8 protein-coding genes are annotated in these 18,266 nt (G+C 36.8%); all 8 read left to right on the top strand.

What is annotated here, in order from left to right:
* Positions 1–4: 4 nt before the first annotated feature.
* The 8 genes from FLEMA_RS0123115 (at position 5) to FLEMA_RS0123075 (ending at position 18,156) form a co-directional block, all read left to right on the top strand.
* A complete protein-coding gene (locus FLEMA_RS0123115) occupies positions 5–3,271 on the top strand; it encodes a SusC/RagA family TonB-linked outer membrane protein (protein WP_081681327.1) in 3,267 nt (1,088 codons plus the stop codon).
* Positions 3,272–3,318: 47 nt separating this feature from the next.
* Entirely contained in the window at positions 3,319–4,818 is a 1,500-nt protein-coding gene (locus FLEMA_RS0123110) for a RagB/SusD family nutrient uptake outer membrane protein (RefSeq protein ID WP_052354108.1), read from the top strand.
* Positions 4,819–4,832: 14 nt separating this feature from the next.
* Positions 4,833–5,045, top strand: coding sequence for a pentapeptide repeat-containing protein (locus FLEMA_RS77365; RefSeq protein WP_374755631.1), 213 nt, complete (start codon positions 4,833–4,835; stop codon positions 5,043–5,045).
* 474 nt (positions 5,046–5,519) lie between these two features.
* The gene (locus FLEMA_RS0123095) at positions 5,520–8,792 is read left to right on the top strand and encodes a VCBS repeat-containing protein (protein WP_159102692.1); all 3,273 of its coding nucleotides are present in this window, start codon (positions 5,520–5,522) and stop codon (positions 8,790–8,792) included.
* Between the two features lie 11 nt (positions 8,793–8,803).
* A complete protein-coding gene (locus FLEMA_RS0123090; RefSeq protein ID WP_026996049.1) occupies positions 8,804–9,385 on the top strand; it encodes a hypothetical protein in 582 nt (193 codons plus the stop codon).
* Positions 9,386–9,388: 3 nt separating this feature from the next.
* The gene (locus tag FLEMA_RS0123085) at positions 9,389–12,727 is read left to right on the top strand and encodes a VCBS repeat-containing protein (protein ID WP_044171890.1); all 3,339 of its coding nucleotides are present in this window, start codon (positions 9,389–9,391) and stop codon (positions 12,725–12,727) included.
* A gap of 225 nt (positions 12,728–12,952) precedes the next feature.
* Positions 12,953–16,174 carry a VCBS repeat-containing protein gene (locus FLEMA_RS69705; RefSeq protein WP_159102691.1) on the top strand — a complete coding sequence of 1,074 codons (3,222 nt, stop codon included), beginning with the start codon at positions 12,953–12,955 and terminating at the stop codon, positions 16,172–16,174.
* A 5-nt stretch (positions 16,175–16,179) separates the two neighbouring features.
* Entirely contained in the window at positions 16,180–18,156 is a 1,977-nt protein-coding gene (locus tag FLEMA_RS0123075; RefSeq protein WP_026996047.1) for a glycoside hydrolase family 127 protein, read from the top strand.
* The last annotated feature ends 110 nt before the right edge of the window (positions 18,157–18,266 follow it).

The raw sequence follows: 18,266 nt of genomic DNA, 5'->3' as shown, positions 1-18,266 counted from the left end.
AAGTATGAAAAAAAAGCACAATTTACAACGATTACTATTGAGAATTATGAAGGTGACGTTGATTCAAATTTGCATGGTTGTTTTATTCACGAGCTTTGTTTTTGCTCGGGATTCTCATGCACAAGAGGTACTCAATCAGCAAATTTCTTTGACTATTGAGAATCGAGATATCAAAACAATTTTAACACAGGTAGAAAAACTGACGGATGTCAAGTTTATGTATAGTGCCGAAGTAATTCAGGCAAAGAGGAAAGTATCGTTTTCGGCGAGAAACGAGAAACTTTCTGAAGTATTAGATAGACTTCTTTTACCTCTCAAAATTAGTTATGAAGTAAGTAAAAAGAGAATTTTATTAAGTTCAAACGAAGTCTCTGAGTCGCCAAAAAACGAAGACCCCGCTGATAATACAATAGAAAATACTCCTATATTGACCGAAGTAACTGGAACAGTTACTAACAGTAAAGGAGAGACCATTCCAGGAGTAAGCATCAGAGAAGAAGGAACAGGAAATGGGGTAGTGTCGGATGCAAGTGGAAAATATACGATTGCTGTAAAAAATGAAAAATCAGTATTGATATTTACATCTGTAGGCTATAAACCTTTTCAGGCCGCAGTTGGCTCACAGAAAGTATTCAATATTGTTCTTGAAGATGATAATACACAACTCAATGAAGTAGTGGTAATTGGTTATGGAACAGTTGAAAGAAAAGAATTAACCAGTTCTGTTGCCAAAATTGATGCTAAAAATTTCAATAGAGGAAACGTAAACAATCCTGCACAATTATTACAAGGAAAAGTGGCGGGTTTATCAATTGTAAGACCAGGCGGTAACCCCAACGAAGATTTTAGTATCAGATTAAGAGGGCTTTCTACTTTTGGAGCGAACTCTCAGCCTTTGATTGTAATCGACGGAGTAATTGGTGGGTCATTGAATGCCTTAGACCCTAATGATATTAAATCTATTGAGGTACTAAAAGATGCTTCTGCTGCAGCAATTTATGGTACAAGGGGTTCGTCGGGGGTAATTATCGTAACCACAAAAAGAGGAACAACCGATGGTAAAGCAAGTATCGAATACAACACTTATGTTTCTAGCGAAGAAGTAGCAAGGTTTGTTCAAAACTCAACGCCTGAGCAATTTGTAGAAGCAGGTGGACAAGACCTTGGTTTCAAAACTAATTGGTTAGATTTAGTAACAAGAAAAGGTATTTCGAATGTACACAATTTGTCATTTTCAAACTCTTCTGGTTCAACAAGTTATACGGGGTCTATCAACTACAGAAATGTTGAAGGGATTTATATTGGAACAGGTTTCAAGCAAATTAATGCTCGCTTGAATTTGACACAAAGAGCCATCAACGACCGTTTAACGTTATCATTCAATGTTGGGGTTACTAATCGTGCGGCAAGTTATGGTTTTACCGATGGTCTTCGTTTTGCTATTATTGCTAACCCAACTGCTCCTGTGTATATCAATAATGACCCTGCTCAAGGATATTTAGAACCCAATAGTCCAGAATTTCATAATCCAGTAGCTATTGCCAAAGAAGCTACTTCAGACGGAAAAATTAAAACACTAGTAGGAAGTATCAGAGCTGATTTTGAAGTGTTGGATGGCTGGAATGTAGGAGCGTTCTATTCAAATCAAATTGATAACAATATGGCATCCACTTATCTGAGCTCAAAAATTAGATATGGTACTGCAAGTGGACGAGGTGGTTTAGCAACTAAGTTTTCGCAAGACGGTAATAACGAATTGTTTGAAATGACCACTTCTTACAAAAAAACATTTAACGATTTAAAGATAAATTTAGTAGGAGGATATTCAAGACAGACCCTTTCTTTTGAAAATGTAAGTGCGGCTAATGGCAACTTTATTACCGACGATTTGTCCTACAATAACTTAGGTTTGGGTCTTGACATTGCCAATAAATTAGCCAGCGTAGGAAGTGCTAAAGAAGAGTCTAGGTTAGTGGCTTTTTTTGGTAGAGCAATGTTGAATTTTAAAGATAGTTACTTTTTATCGGCGGCATTAAGGCATGAAGGTTCTTCTAAATTTGGCCCGAATCATAGATGGGGAAATTTTTATTCAGTAAGTGGTGGGGCAGATTTATTGAAAGCCTTGAAAATTTCGGCATTAACTACGCTTAAACTAAGAGCAGGTTATGGTGTAACGGGAGCTTTACCAAACCAAAATTATGAGTATTTACAACGTTTGGGAACTGGTCCAAGATTTTTGTTTGAAGGAAATTTTGTGCCAAGTGTTGCGGTAGCTTCAAACCCCAATCCAGATTTGAAATGGGAACAAAAGGCAGAAACAAACATTGGTTTAGACTTCGGCTTAATCGACAATAGATTAACAGGTTCGGTTGATTATTATGTTCGTAATACCAAAGACGTATTGCAAACTGTAAGCGTTTCTGTGCCACCCAATTTCTTCGGAACATCTTTATTGAATATCGGAAAATTAAAAAGTAATGGCTTGGAAGTAGGACTGAATTATGCCGTAATGCCTAAAGAAATCAAAGGTTTGGTTTATAATACTGGTTTGGTTTATTCTACTTACAATACTCAGCTTGTGAGTTTTGATGGCAAACAGTCTGAGATTTATTTGGCCAACCTAGGCCCTCCAGGCTTGAATGGAACTTTGGTTGTTCGCTTGAAAGAAGGAGAGAAAATAGGAGATATTATGGCACCTATTTTTGAAGGAGTAGATGACAAGGGAGCAAGAATTATCAAAGACCAAAATGGCGATGGACAAATCACCAGAGCGGACTATGTGGTAGTCGGAAATGGTTTGCCTAAGTTTGAGTTAGCTTGGAACAACAGCCTTGAATACAAAAATTTCGATTTGAATTTCTTAATCCGTGGTGCATTTGGACATAGTTTAGTAAATATCAACAGAGCTTACTATGAAAGTCCAGCGGCATCCAATAACTATAATCCTGTAAGAACGAAATACTATTTACCTAACCTAAAACAGGGAGAATCTTGGAATAGCTATTACGTAGAAAAAGCAGATTTTGTAAAGCTTGATAACATCACATTGGGGTATAATGTGAATTTAAGCAAAAAATCAGCTTTCAAGAAAATTAGATTTTATGCTTCTGGACAAAATCTATTTGTTATTTCAGGCTACACGGGTGTCGATCCTGAGGTACACTACAACGAAGGAGGAACAACAGGGTCTCCATTGGCACCAGGTATTGATCAACGTACTTCATATTTCAGAACTAAAACGTTCACTTTTGGTATAAATATCGGATTCTAAGAACTTTAAAAAATTGTATTATGAAAAGATGGTATAAAGCTTCAGTCATGCCAATACTTGCATTTTTATGCTTGTCGTGTACTGATTTAGACTCAAAATTATATAGTGAACTTACGCCAAACAATTTCTTTAAGAATGATGACCAATTTGTGGCCGCACTTGGTACTGCGTACACGCCACTGTATTCTTATGCAGGCGACCCTTGGACAATCCAAGAGCTGAGTTCAGAAACCAGTGCTGCTCCAGCAAAGTTTGGCCCTTGGGACGATGGCGGTGTGTGGGCAGCCTTACACAGACATCAATTCAATCCTAACTTTGGGGCTTTTAATACGGCTTGGAACATGGGTTTTGGTGGAATTTCTACTTGTAACCGTTTGATTGAACAACTCACCGCTTTGGCTCCGCCTGATAAATCAGCCGCCTTTGTGGCAGAATTAAGAGCATTAAGAGCATTCTATTATTTCTTGATGATAGATATGTTTGGTGATGCACCGCTTATTACTTCTTTTTCGGCGGCCGAGGCCAATCCAGCCAGAAAGCCACGTGCTGAAGTGTATGCTTTTATTGTAAAGGAGTTGAATGAAATTATCCCTAAGTTGCCTGAAGCTGTTAATGCTACTACTTATGGACGTATCAACAAATGGAGTGCATTAACAATCCTGACAAAACTCTATTTGAATGCGGGCGTTTATACTGGCAAAACAGAATGGGCTTTGGCTGCCTCAACGGCAAAGCAAGTAATTGATGGTAACAAATATGCTTTGGAGGGCAATTATTTCAATAACTTCATTGTACAAAATAATGCTTCTCGTGAAAACATTTTTATCATTCCTTACGAAAATGGAAATGCCAACGGCTTCAGTTTGCACATGCAAACATTGCACCCATTGAATAAGGATACTTATAATTTCGCTTCTGGGCCTTGGAATGGTTTTACGGCTTTGGAAGAATTTTATAATTCATTTCCTGACAATGATGCTCGTAAAAAACAATTTATCGTTGGGCAACAATATACTTCTGATGGTAAGCCTATTCAAGACCCGAATGGAGCAATTGAGGTGGATTCAAGAGGTGCTAAAGACCCCGATGGAACACCACTGATTTTTACGCCATATATCAATGAGCTTACACCCAAATGTTTCAGTCAGTCGGGGGCAAGGTTAGGAAAATTTGAATTCCAAAAAGGTATTCAAACCAACATGGATAATGATTTCCCAATATTGAGATTCGCTGACGTAATTTTAATGCGTGCCGAAGCACTTTGGCGTTTGGATAATAATAGTGTCGAAGCTGCTACTTTGATTAACCAAATTCGTAGCAGAGCTTCATTGCCAGCTTTAACACCTTTGAACGAAGATAATCTTTACAAAGAAATCATGCGTGAAATGGCTTATGAAGGTCATTCAAGAACGAATGCTATTCGCTTTGGAAGATTTACAAGAGCTCGTTGGGAAAAACCAGAGTCTACGCCTAATAAGACTGTTTTTCCTGTTCCAACAAGTCAGCTGAATGGTAATCCAAACTTTAAGCAGAATACAGGGTATTGATATTGAGTGATTTAGTGAATTGTGATTTAGAGAATTATGATTTAGAGAATTGTGATTTAGTGAATTATGATTTAGAGAATTGTGATTTAGAGAATTGTGATTTAGTGAATTATGATTTAGAGAATTGTGATTTAGAGAATTGTGATTTAGTGAATTGTGATTTAGTGAATTATGATTTAGAGAATTGTGATTTAGAGAATTGTGTATTCCTATTTATTCAATTTTGATTCACTCATTCACAATTCACAACTTACTTTCATTGTGCATTTGCGGTCTTCTTCATTTTTTACACGGGAAGTTGCGTGAAAAAAAATAGGTTAACCTATCTCCGAGATAGGATTTTCTATCTTTTTCACGCAAAAAACCGCAATGATGAATCAACAAGCTATCTCAGGGATGGGACAAGCCATCAAAATGATAGGTTCTTCTATCTCCGAGATGGATTGAGCTATATAAAAAATGAGATTTCCTATCCTAAAGATGGATTTACCCTTATGCCCTTGCCTGTGTTGTCACGGGTGACAATGCGTTCTAACATAATTTATAAATTGCTTGTGAAGACACAAGTAATGACAAGAGATTGTCAAAATACCAAAACAAAGAAATACATGTTTGTTCAAAAACGATTTTGTTGGCTGATTCCACTTTGGTGCTTGTTTTTTTCTTGCGAAAAAATGCCATCCTTTTTTGGCAAACAAAAGATGTTTAGCAATTTACCCGCTTCTGAAACCCACATTGATTTTGAAAATAACCTTACTTATACCGAAGCATTTAATACTTATACCTATCGAAATTTTTATAATGGCGGCGGTGTAGCCATTGGCGATTTGAATAATGATGGTTTGCCTGATGTTTTTTTCTGTGGTAATATGGTCAGCAACAAATTGTACCTCAATCAAGGCGATTTAAGTTTTGAAGACATTACCCAAAATGCAGGCTTAACTACCCAAGATGTATGGTCAACAGGAGTAAGCATGGCAGATGTAAATGGCGATGGTTGGTTAGATATTTATGTTTGTAAATCGGGAAAACCAGGCGGAGCTGAACGTAAAAATTCATTATACATCAACAACGGCGTAAAAGCAGGAACAAATATTCCCACTTTTACAGATAAGGCTACAGAATACGGCATTGCAGATTATGGGTTATCGACCCACGCAGCCTTTTTTGATTATGATAAAGATGGGGATTTGGATATGTATTTGCTCAATAACTCTATCAGAACGGTTGGTATTTATGATTTAATCAAAGACCAACGTAAGATTCGTGACCCCAAAGGAGCAAATAAACTCTACCGAAACAATGGAAATACTTTTGAGGATGTTAGCGAACAAGCAGGAATTTATGGCAGTGCTATTGGGTTTGGTTTGGGCGTAACCATTGGCGATATTAATAAAGACGGCTGGCAAGACATTTATGTTTCAAACGATTTCTTTGAAAAAGATTACCTCTATATCAATCAAAAAGACGGTACTTTTTCAGAGTCCTTAGAACAGTATATGGGCGAAATTAGTCTCGGCTCGATGGGAGCAGACATGGCAGATATTAACAACGATACCTATCCAGATGTATTTGTCACCGAAATGTTGCCCGAAAGTAACGAGCGAATTAAAACAAAAACAGCTTTTGAAGATTGGAACAAATACCAAAGTAATATCGCAACGGGCTATTACAAGCAATTCCCTCGCAATGTATTACAGCTCAGTTTAGGGCAAAACCAAACAGGCGAAATGGCATTTAGCGAGATTTCTCGATTGGCAGGCGTAAGTGCCACCGACTGGAGTTGGGGGGCTTTGATGGTAGATTTAGACAACGATGGGTTCAAAGATATTTATGTAGCAAATGGCATTTTCAAAGATTTAACCGATTTAGATTATATCAATTATTACGCCGACCCTATTACCATTAAAAGATTGATGAAGGAAAAAGGGAAGTTTTTAAAGGAATTGATTGATGCTATTCCTTCCAATGCTTTGCCAAATTATGTGTTTCATAATCAAGGAAATAAAGCTTCAGCTTTTCAGTTTAGTAATGTTGCCAAAGATTGGGGTTTGGATATTCCAAGCTTTTCAAATGGTTCGGCTTATGGAGATTTAGACAATGATGGTGATTTAGATTTGGTCATCAATAATGTAAATATGCCCGCAATGGTTTTGCGAAATAATGCCAGAGCGGTAAATCCTAACCAACATTTTTTAAGTATCAAACTCAAAGGTTTAGGAAAAAACACCGCTGCTTTAGGCACACAAGTAACGGTTTACGAACAAGGGAAAAGTTTTTACCAAGAATTAGCACCCATGCGAGGCTATCAATCTACCGTAGATAACAGACTGCATTTTGGTTTAGGCGATATTCAAGAAGTAGATTCTATCCAAATTCTTTGGGAAAATCAGAGGTCGCAAGTACTGAAAAAAGTAAAAACGAATCAGTTTTTAACGATTAAGCAAGAAGTATCTAAATCTATTCAAGCTCAGAAACAGATAGTTGGAAATACAATTTTCCAAGACGTTACCAAGAGTTTTAGGCTGAATTATCAGCATCAAAAAAGTACTTTTATTGATTTCAATCGTGAACCATTACTTTTTCATGGCATAGAAAATAAGAGTGCTCAGACGGCAGTGGCAGACGTAAATGGCGATGGTTTAGACGACTTTTTTGTGGCTGGCTCTTTCGGAAAAGCGGGACAATTATACCTCCAAACCAAAGTAGGGAAATTTGAAGTATCAGCACAAACTTGTTTTGAAAAAGCTCAATTTCATGAAGATACCGCCATACTTTTCTTTGATGCCAATGGCGATACTTTTCCAGATTTATACATTGCCAGTGGCGGAACGGCATTTATTGATAATGCTCCCGAATTGAAAGATAGACTTTTTATCAATGATGGAAAAGGAAATTTTCAATTGGTAGAAAATGCTTTACCGAATATTTTAGAAAATACTTCTTGCGTAAAAGCAGGTGATTTTGACCAAGACGGCGACGAAGATTTGCTGGTCTGCACAAGAGCGAAAGCTTTTTATTATGGATTTCCTGTGAATGCACATCTTTTACAAAATGATGGCAAAGGAAATTTCAGGGAAGTAAGTAAGCAAATTGCCCCTGCTTTACAAGAAATTGGTATGGTGACCGATGCCGCTTGGCTGGATTATGACCAAGACCATGATTTGGATTTTGTACTCGTAGGCGAATGGATGGGCATCAAATTATTTGAAAATAACAAAGGGAAATTTACCGAAAAAAGTAAAGTATTAGGTTTTGAAAATAGTAATGGTTTTTGGAATTGTCTTGCGGTAGCTGATATAAACCAAGACGGCTTTCCAGATATTGTAGCAGGAAATTTAGGCGAAAATACCCGCTTGAAAGCCTCATTAGACAAACCGTTGACCATGTACGCCTACGATTTTGACCAGAATGGCAAAAACGAACAAATCATTACAGCATATAATGGCAAAGAAGCCTATCCTTTGGCAACTCGTAAAGATTTATTGGCGGAACTCCCTTCGCTAAAACACAAATTGCCTTTATCAAAAGATTATGCTCATGCCAAAATAGAAGATTTATTGGATGAAAATATTTTACATCAAGCCCAAAAGTTTTCTGTGTTTACAGCGGCATCTACTTGTTTTATCAATCAGCGAGGGAAATTTATCGCAAAAGCTTTACCGATTGAAGCCCAAACAGCCCCGATTTATGCTTTAGTTATCAATGATTTTGACGGTGATAAACAATTAGATATACTCTGTGGCGGAAATTTACATACCGCCAAGCCAGAAATCGGTATTTACGATGCCAGCGTTGGACAATTATTAAAAGGCGATGGCAAAGGACATTTCAAAGTTTATTCAATGGCAAAGTCTGGTTTGTGTATCAAAGGAGAGATTAGAAGTATCAACAAAATAGCCGTCAAAGGAAAAGTACATTGGCTAATTGCTAAGAAGAACGAAAAAATAAGTATTATCAAGCATACTTTGTAATAGGGAAATTTATGAAAATCAATCAATTATATATTTTGTCTTTGCTGTTTGTATTGCTTTTGGGAGCTTGTAAACAAACGCCAGAAGAACAATATCTAAGCTTAGAGTCGGAAGAATTAGCAACAAAAGTTCGCTATGATAAACTCTTTAAAGGACTTTACTTGGGCATGAAAGATTCTACTTTTTTTGATTTTTGTTTGAAGAAAAACATTCATAAAGATTTTTTTCAGGGCGGACAAAAAAATAGTGCTTGGATTACAACAAAAATAAAATCACCCAATCACAAAACCTTAGAAATCAACTTTTTTCCAACCTTTAAAGCCCAAAAAATAGCCGAAGTAAATGCAGCTTTCTATTATCAGGATGCCGTAGCTTGGAAAGTTGGAGCAAGTAATGATAAACTTTTGAGCGATGTCATACAGCTTTTAGAATCGTGGTATCAACGAAAATTTATCAAGATAAATAGTCCTTACTTTTTTAAAAATGATGTTTTTGTTACGGTTCGGGGCAATTGTAGGGTGGTAGTTTCGGAAGAAGCCCAAAGCAATGTCATCAATGTAAGATTTATTGATTTATTAGCCCCAAAACAGTAGTTTATGCAAGGTTTGAAAAGAAATATAGGGGTTCTGATGCTATCATTTATTGGTTGGGCTTGTCAGTGGAATCAAAGTGAAAAACCTTTGTTTACCGAATTGTCGGCCGCCGAAACAGGTATTGATTTTCAGAATACCGTGACTGACACCAAAGAGTTCAATATTTATACTTACCGAAATTTTTATAATGGCGGTGGCGTAGCCATTGGTGACATCAACAACGATGGTTGGCAAGATATTTATTTCACTGCCAACATGGGGAAAAACAAATTATACTTGAACAAAGGCAATGGAAAATTTGAAGATATAGCTAAAAAAGCAGGCGTAGAAGGCACAAAAGCATGGTCAACTGGCGTGACGATGGCAGATATAAATGGCGATGGTTGGTTAGATATTTATGTCTGTAATTCTGGCGATGTAAAAGGCGACGACAAACAAAACGAACTTTTTATCAATAATCAAAACGGTACTTTTAGCGAAAAAGCCGAAGAATATGGCTTGGCAGACAAGGGTTTATCGACGCACGCTTCTTTTTTTGACTATGACCAAGATGGCGATTTGGATGTATATATTCTGAATAATTCCTATCGTCCGATAGGTTCATTCAATTTGGCAACCATTGATAGAGATACAAGAGATGAATTAGGAGGCGATAAATTGTACAGAAATGATGACGGGAAATTTAAAGACGTTAGTCAGGAAGCACATATTTATGGCAGTGCGATTGGCTTTGGTTTGGGCTTGGTTGTTTCCGATTTCAATAACGATGGTTGGTTGGATATGTATGTTTGTAACGATTTTTTTGAACGAGATTATCTCTACATCAATCAGCACGATGGTACTTTTTCCGAAGAACTTACTCAGCAAATGCCTTCCATTTCTCAGGCAAGTATGGGTGCAGATGCCGCCGATTTAAACCATGATGCTTTGCCCGAATTGTTTGTAACAGAAATGTTGCCCAAAGACGAAGAAAGGCTGAAAACTTCTATGACTTTCGAGAACTGGAATAAGTATCAATACAACCAAAAGTATGGCTATCATCAGCAATTTACACGCAATATGTTGCAGCTCAACAATGGAACAAACGAGCTTTCAAAAGGCTCATTTAGTGAAATTGGTAGATTTGCAGGCGTAGAAGCGACCGACTGGAGTTGGGGTGCTTTGATGGTAGATTTTGATAATGACGGTTGGCGAGATATTTATGTGAGTAACGGTATTTATAAAGATATTTTGAATCAAGATTATTTGAAATTCATTTCAAGTGATGCTTTTGCCAAAACTGTTATCTCAAAAGATGGCGTGGATTACAAGAAATTAATTGATATTATTCCGTCGAAACCCATTGAAAACTATGTTTTTGCAGGTAAAGCAGATTTAGCTTTTGAAGACAAAACCAAAGCTTGGGGACTGAATAAGCCCAGTTTTTCAAATGGCTCGGCTTATGGCGATTTAGACAACGATGGCGATTTAGATTTAGTCGTAAACAATGTCAATATGCCTGCTTTTGTGTATAGAAATGAAAGTAATACAGTGCCAGAAAAAGGCAATTTTCTGAAAATACAACTCAACGGAAAAGATGCCAATACCGCAGCGATTGGAGCAAAAGTAATAGCCTTTTCGGCAGGAAAACAGTATATGGTAGAGCAAATTCCGTCTCGTGGTTTTCAATCTTCGGTAAGTAATATCTTACAAATTGGTGTGGGAAAAAATGCTAAAATTGACTCCTTGCTGATTCGTTGGCCAAGAGGTTTGTTTACTAAAATGTATCAAGTGAAAGTAAACCAAACCCTAGTTTTTGATGAAAAAACAGCTTCAACTGTTCCGCAAAAACCAGAACCAAACAAGCAAAATAGTACTTTCTGGAAAGACATTTCTATGGATTTTTCAGAAGATTTTTCGCATCAAGAAAATACATATAGCGATTTTGACGATGTGCCTTTACTCTTTCAAATGCTTTCGACCGAAGGGCCACATTTGGCAGTAGCAGATGTCAATGGCGATGGTTTGGAAGATGTTTTTATAGGTACTGGGAAAGGTTTTCCTGCTAAATTATTGCAACAAAAAGCAGATGGCAGTTTTGTACAGACCAATCAAAAGCTTTGGGAAATAGACAAAAATGCAGAAGATGTAGATGCTGTTTTCTTTGATGCCGACCAAGACCATGATTTGGATTTGTACGTGGCAAGCGGTGGGAGTGAGGCAGGCGAGCAAAGTAATGAACTAAGCGACCGATTGTATTTTAATGATGGCAAAGGGAATTTTACAAAATCATTCCAGTTTTTACCAACAATTAAGTTTGAAAACTCAGCTTGTATAAAGCCTGCTGATTTCGACCAAGATGGCGATATTGATTTGTTTGTGGGTATTCGTGCCGCCAATCGACATTATGGTTTGCCACAAAATGGCTACTTTTTACAAAATAATGGCAAAGGAGTTTTTAGCAATATTACGCCAAAAATTGCTCCTGCTTTAAATCAAATCGGGTTGATTCGTGATGCAAAATGGATTGACGTTGATAAAGATAAACAGCTTGATTTGGTAATTATCGGCGAATGGATGGGCATTCATATCTTCAAAAATTCGCATGGAAAATTTGAAGATATTTCCGAAAAATTAGGCGTGTCCAATATAAAAGGTTGGTGGAATACCATTCAATCGGCTGATTTGGATAACGATGGCGATGAAGATTTGATACTCGGGAATCATGGATTAAATTCCAGATTTAGAGCTTCCGAACGAAAGCCTATTCAACTTTTTGCCAGTGATTTTGATAACAATGGTTTCTTTGAGCAAATTCTGTGTACTTATAATGGAGAAGTATCTTACCCATTGGTTTTACACCAAAATATCACAGCCCAATTGCCTTATTTGAAGACAAAGTACTTGAAAAATGAAAGCTATAAGAATCAGAAAATCAATGATTTATTTACGAATGAGCAGTTGTCAAAAGCAACAAAATTGGAAGTGAATACTTTAGAAAGTGTCGTACTAATCAATCAACAAAAGGAGGGATTTAGGATACAAAAATTGCCATATCAAGCACAGCTTTTTCCTATTTATGCCATTCATATTACGGACATAAACCATGATGAATTTCCAGATTTGATTGTGGGTGGAAATCTCTACGAAGCCAAACCAGAAGTAGGTAGATACGATGCTGGTCGTGGGCTTTGCTTATTGGGCAAAGGCGACGGTACTTTTTCTGTCATGCCGAATAAATCGTCTGGTATTTATGTAGAAGGACAAATCCGAGATTTCAAAACCTTGAAAGTTGGCAAAAGAGAAGTATTAATGGTCGCTAAAAATGGGGCTAAGTTTCAGGTTTTTTGTAATGAAAAGTAAAACCTCACCCCCTAACCCCTCTCCTGTAGAGAGGGGAACTTTTGATATTCTTAAAGCCCCATCTCTGAAGGAGAGGGGTTGGGGGCTGAGGTTTTAGATAACTAATTTTTAATAATGAATTTTAAAAAAGCAAATAGAATTTGTAATGATTTATACTTCAAAAGAGTTGTTCAAGCTTTTTTTTGTCTGCTTTGGTTTGTTGCTTGCTCTTCTGATAAAAAACCTTTGTTTCAATTATTAGATAATAAAAATACGAAAGTTGACTTCGTGAATCGCTTTTTGGAAACGGAAGAAGTAAACCTCAACGAATATTTATATGCCTATAATGGCGGTGGCGTGGCGGTTGGCGACATCAATAATGATGGTTTTCCCGATATGTATTTTACAGCTAATCAATCTGGCAATACTTTGTACCTCAATCAAAGTAAAGAAAAAGAACAAATTAGCTTTGAAGATATTACCGAAAAAGCAGGTGTAAAAGGATTTTCAGGTAAAAATTATTGGACAACTGGTGTGGTAATGGTGGATATTAATCATGATGGTTGGTTAGATATTTATGTGAGTCAAATGTCTGGTTATAAGGGTTTTACTGGTAGAAATCTATTATTTATCAATAATCATAATCTTACGTTTACAGAAAGAGCAAAAGAGTATCAGCTTGATTTGGTGGGTTATTGTCAGCAAGCGGCTTTTTTCGATTATGACAACGACGGCGATTTAGATTTATATCAATTGAATCATTCGGTTCATAGCCCAGAAGTATATCTTAACACGAGTCTTCGCAATAAAAGAGACCCTTTGGCAGGGGATAAATTATTAAGAAATGATAACGGAAAATTTGTTGATGTTAGCGAAAAAGCTGGAATTTGGGGTTGGGCTACTAGTTATGGATTGGCGGTGGGTGTCGCTGATTTAGACAATAATGGCTTTGCTGACATTTATGTTTCTAATGATTTCCATGAAAACGATTATGTCTATTTCAATCAGGGCGATGGTACTTTTTTAGAAAAAAGTAAAGAAGCTACGACTTACACCAGTAATTTTTCGATGGGAAGCGACATTGCCGATATTAATAATGATGGTTTGTTGGATATTATGACTTTAGACATGAAGCCCGACGACGATATTGTCAAAAAACAATCGGCAGGAGCAGATCCTTTTGATATTTTTCAGTTCAAACTTAGTTTTGGTTATCAAGCACAATTTCCAAGAAATATGTTGCAATTGAATCAAGGAAATTTGGATGGAAAAATTGGTTGCCAATTTTCAGAAATTGGTCAATTGGCAGGTGTGGATGCTACCGATTGGAGTTGGTCAACACTTTTGGCAGATTTAGATAATGATGGATTGAAGGATATTTTTGTTTCCAACGGCATTTATCGTCGCCCAAATGATTTAGATTATATCAATTATACTTATCAGAAAAATGTCAAGAAAAGTTCTTCTTTGAAACTCTCGCAAATGATGCCAAGTGGAGCAGAACATAACTTTGCGTATAGAAATCAGGGTAATTTACAATTTGAGGACGTTTCGCAAGCTTGGGGATTTTCAACGGTGGGTTATTCTATGGGAACGGCTTATGCTGATTTAGACAACGATGGCGATTTAGATTTAGTTATCAATAATCTCAATGCTTTGGCTTCTATCTATGAAAACATATCGAATGCCGAAGAAAATCATTACTTAAAAATTCAATTAAAAGGGGCAGGAAAAAATCCCTTTGGTATTGGAGCAAAAGTAGAAATAATCACTCAAAAAGGTATAATAGTTCAGGAATTACAGCCTACTCGTGGATGGCTTTCTTCGATGGACTATATTTTGAATTTCGGTTTAGGAGCAATTAAAACGATTCAAGAAATAAAAGTAACTTGGGCAAATGGTAAAGTACAACTATTGGAAAATGTGCCTGTCAATCAATTACTTATCCTTTCTGAAAAGAATGCTTTTCCTGAAAAACCTTTACTAGAAAAAGCAAAACAAAAACTTTGGCAAGATATTACTGAGCAAAGTAATCTCAAGTTTGTTCATCAAGAAAACCCCTATTCTGATTTTGCCAATGAACGTTTAATGCCACAAATGCTTTCAACACAAGGGCCGAAAGTAGCAGTGGCAGATGTAAATGGCGACGGTTTAGAAGACTTTTTTGTAGGCGGAGCCATGAACCAAGCAGGTGTTTTGTATCTACAGAAAAACGAAAAATTTGTACTGGGTAATCAGCCGGCATTTATTGCAGATAAACAATACGAAGATGCTGATATTCAATTTTTTGATGCTGAGAATGATAACGATTTAGACTTGTTGATACTCAGTGCAGGAGGACAAACAAATGAGGCGAGCCTTACGCCATTAAGATTATACTTGAATGATGGTAAAGGAAATTTTAGTCGTTCGCCCAAAGAATTGCCTTTACTTTGGAGTAATAAATCTTGTTTGGTGACGGCAGATTTCGATGGGGATAAGCGAATGGATATTTTTGTAGGAGTGCGTTCTATTGTAAAACAATATGGTATTTCAGCAGATAGTTATGTGCTGATGAATCGAGGAAATGGAGAATTTACTTTAGACAAGAGTGAAAAAACAGCGATCTTCAAAAATTTAGGCATGGTTACTTCTGCGGTATGGTTGCCCAAAAGTAAAGAGTTGGTCGTGGCAGGAGATTGGATGCCAATTACTATTTTGAAAAGAGAAGCGAACGGCACTTTCTCAAAAAGAATTATTGAGCATACAGCAGGTTGGTGGAATTGTTTGAAAGCCTGTGATTTAGACAATGATGGAGACCTTGATATTTTGGCAGGAAACCGAGGTATTAACTCAGATTTAAGAGCCAGTACAGAAAATCCTGTGACATTGATGGTGAAAGATTTCGACAATAGTTTTTCTACCGACCCCATTATTTGCCATTTCAGAAATGGGAAAGAAAGACTTTATGAAGGCTTGGACGAAATCAAAAAGCAGATGCCCATGATTCAAAATCGTTTTCATGAGTATAAGTTTTTTGCGGTGAGCCAATTAAAAGATATTTTTCCAGAAGCACTCAAAAAAAATGCAGTGATTAAACAAGTAGAAACGTTTGAATCGCTACAATTAATCAATGACGGGCAAAGTAATTTTCATATAAAAGTACTTCCGAAACAGTTTCAGTTTGCACCGATTTACGCTTTTTGTACCAAAGATTTTAATCAAGATGGAAACATTGATTTGGTTTCTGGCGGTAATTTCTCAGGATTCAAGCCCAATTTGGGCATGATGAAAGCAAGTGTTGGTACATATTCAGAAGGCAATTCAAAAGGTAATTTTAATCATATTCCAGCTCATCAAAGTGGCTTAAATATTTCAAAAGAAGTACGTGATATTCAAACTATTCGGCTTGGAAATCGTGATTGTCTTTTGATAGCCAATAACAACGAACATATCCAATTATTTCAATTTTTTAAAAATCAACAATAAATACTATGAAAAAAGTACTCATTATGTCGTGTTGGCTTTTGGCTTTTTATGCCAATGCCCAAAAACTTTCTTATGATTATCCCATCAAACCGATTGATTTTACCAAAGTAAAAGTAACAGGCGGTTTCTGGAAAAGTCGTTTGGACACCGTTGAAAACAAAACGATTCCTTATGCTTTTCAGAAATGCGAGGAAACAGGCAGAATCAATAATTTTATTTTTGCTGGCGGACTCCAAGAAGGAAAATTCAAAGGAAGTTTTGGCTTTGATGATTCGGATGTTTATAAAATCATCGAAGGGGCTTCATACTCTTTGATGAACGAGCGTAATCCTAAATTAGACGCTTATTTGGACAAAGTGATTTCGTATATAGCTGCTGCTCAGGAAGATGATGGCTATTTGTACACTGCTTGGACCTTGAAAGCGAATGATTACAACAAATTCCAATGTTGTTCTTATGACCCTAAAGGTAGATTTTTGGGTGAAAAAATGAGCCACGAATTTTATGACGCTGGTCACATGTACGAAGCGGCGGTTGCCCATTATGTTGCTACGGGCAAAAAGTCATTCTTGAATATTGCCACTAAAAATGCTGATTTGATTTATGATTTATGTTTCAATAAGGGTTTACAAAGCTATTCGGGGCATCAGGAAATAGAGTTGGGTTTGATTAAATTATTCAGAGTAACCAATAATAAAAAGTACCTTGACTTAGCAAAACTATTGCTTGAAAGACGTGGTCATCAGCCACTTACAGGTAAAAAGACCGACTTCGATAGTCCTGCTTATTCACAAGACCACTTGCCTGTAACTCAGCAAGACGAAGCCGTAGGGCATTCTGTGCGTGCAGTTTATATGTATGCGTCGATGGCTGATATTGCAGCTATTACAGGCGATAAAGCGTACCTAAAGGCAATTGATAAACTTTGGGAAGATATTGTTAGTAAAAAAATGTATGTGACTGGTGGTTTGGGTGCTGCACATGGTATCGAAGGTTTTGATATTGCCTATGCTTTACCAAACGACGCTTATGCAGAAACCTGTGCGGCTATTGCCAATGTTTATTGGAATCACCGTATGTTTTTATTGCATGGCGAATCTAAATACATGGACGTTTTAGAAAGGACTTTGTACAATGGTTTGATGTCGGGTTTGTCTTTAGAAGGGGACAAATTCTTTTATCCAAATCCACTTGTATTTGATGGAAAAGAGAAATTCAATCAAGGAGCTACTTGTCGCAGTCCATGGTTTGACTGTTCATGTTGTCCTTCCAATCTTTCAAGATTTGTGCCTTCGGTTTCGGGTTATGTGTATGCCGTAAAAGATAACAGCGTTTTCGTCAACTTATTTATGAATTCAGAGGCTACTTTAGCAGTAAAAAATCAAACCATTCAATTTACCCAAACGACCAATTATCCTTGGAGTGGCGATGTAAATTTATCGGTTAAAACGTCAAAGTTAACGCCTGCTACTTTGCGTATTCGTATTCCAGGATGGTCGCAAAACGAAGCCGTACCTAGCGATTTATATTATTTCAACGCTACTTCATCTGCCAAAACCATCATTAAATTAAACGGGAAAGCGGTTTCTTATAAAATAGAAAATGGCTACGCACTGATAAATCATGCTTGGAAAAGTGGCGATAAAGTAAGTATCAGTTTCCCGATGGAAAACAAAACTTTGACAAGTAATGCCAATATCAAAGCAAATACAAATAAAGTTGCTGTTCAAAGAGGGCCAATGTTATTTTGCGTAGAAGCACAAGACAATAACAATCACGCTTTAGACATTTCCTTGAACGAACAAGCACCTTTGACGGCAGAATATCAAAAAGATTTATTGAACGGAGTAACCGTTTTGAAAGGAAAAGGCTGGATAAATACCAACGAAGGAAAACAAGAAGTGCCTATTCAGATGGTTCCTTATGTAGTTTGGGGACACAGAGATATTAAACCGATGGCAGTTTGGCTAGGGAAAAATTAATGCTTCTCATAGATTTTTGTATCTCGTAAAGTATATAAGTTAAAAGTAACGAGGTTTTAAAACCCTGTCACTTTTAACTTATACACTTTGTTGAGGAGTGTTCTATATGA

The sequence above is a fragment of the Flectobacillus major DSM 103 genome (assembly GCF_000427405.1).
In the GTDB taxonomy this organism is placed as follows: Bacteria; Bacteroidota; Bacteroidia; order Cytophagales; family Spirosomataceae; genus Flectobacillus; species Flectobacillus major.
The sequence above is the reverse complement of the archived record's forward strand: the minus strand, read 5'-3'. Positions and strand labels throughout refer to the sequence as shown.

Coding starts and splice junctions, on each gene's coding strand:
- FLEMA_RS0123115 (WP_081681327.1), top strand. CDS start 5: ATGAAAAAAAAGCACAATTTACAACGATTACTATTGAGAATTATGAAG.
- FLEMA_RS0123090 (WP_026996049.1), top strand. CDS start 8,804: ATGAAAATCAATCAATTATATATTTTGTCTTTGCTGTTTGTATTGCTT.
- FLEMA_RS0123110 (WP_052354108.1), top strand. CDS start 3,319: ATGCCAATACTTGCATTTTTATGCTTGTCGTGTACTGATTTAGACTCA.
- FLEMA_RS0123095 (WP_159102692.1), top strand. CDS start 5,520: ATGTTTAGCAATTTACCCGCTTCTGAAACCCACATTGATTTTGAAAAT.
- FLEMA_RS0123085 (WP_044171890.1), top strand. CDS start 9,389: ATGCAAGGTTTGAAAAGAAATATAGGGGTTCTGATGCTATCATTTATT.
- FLEMA_RS0123075 (WP_026996047.1), top strand. CDS start 16,180: ATGAAAAAAGTACTCATTATGTCGTGTTGGCTTTTGGCTTTTTATGCC.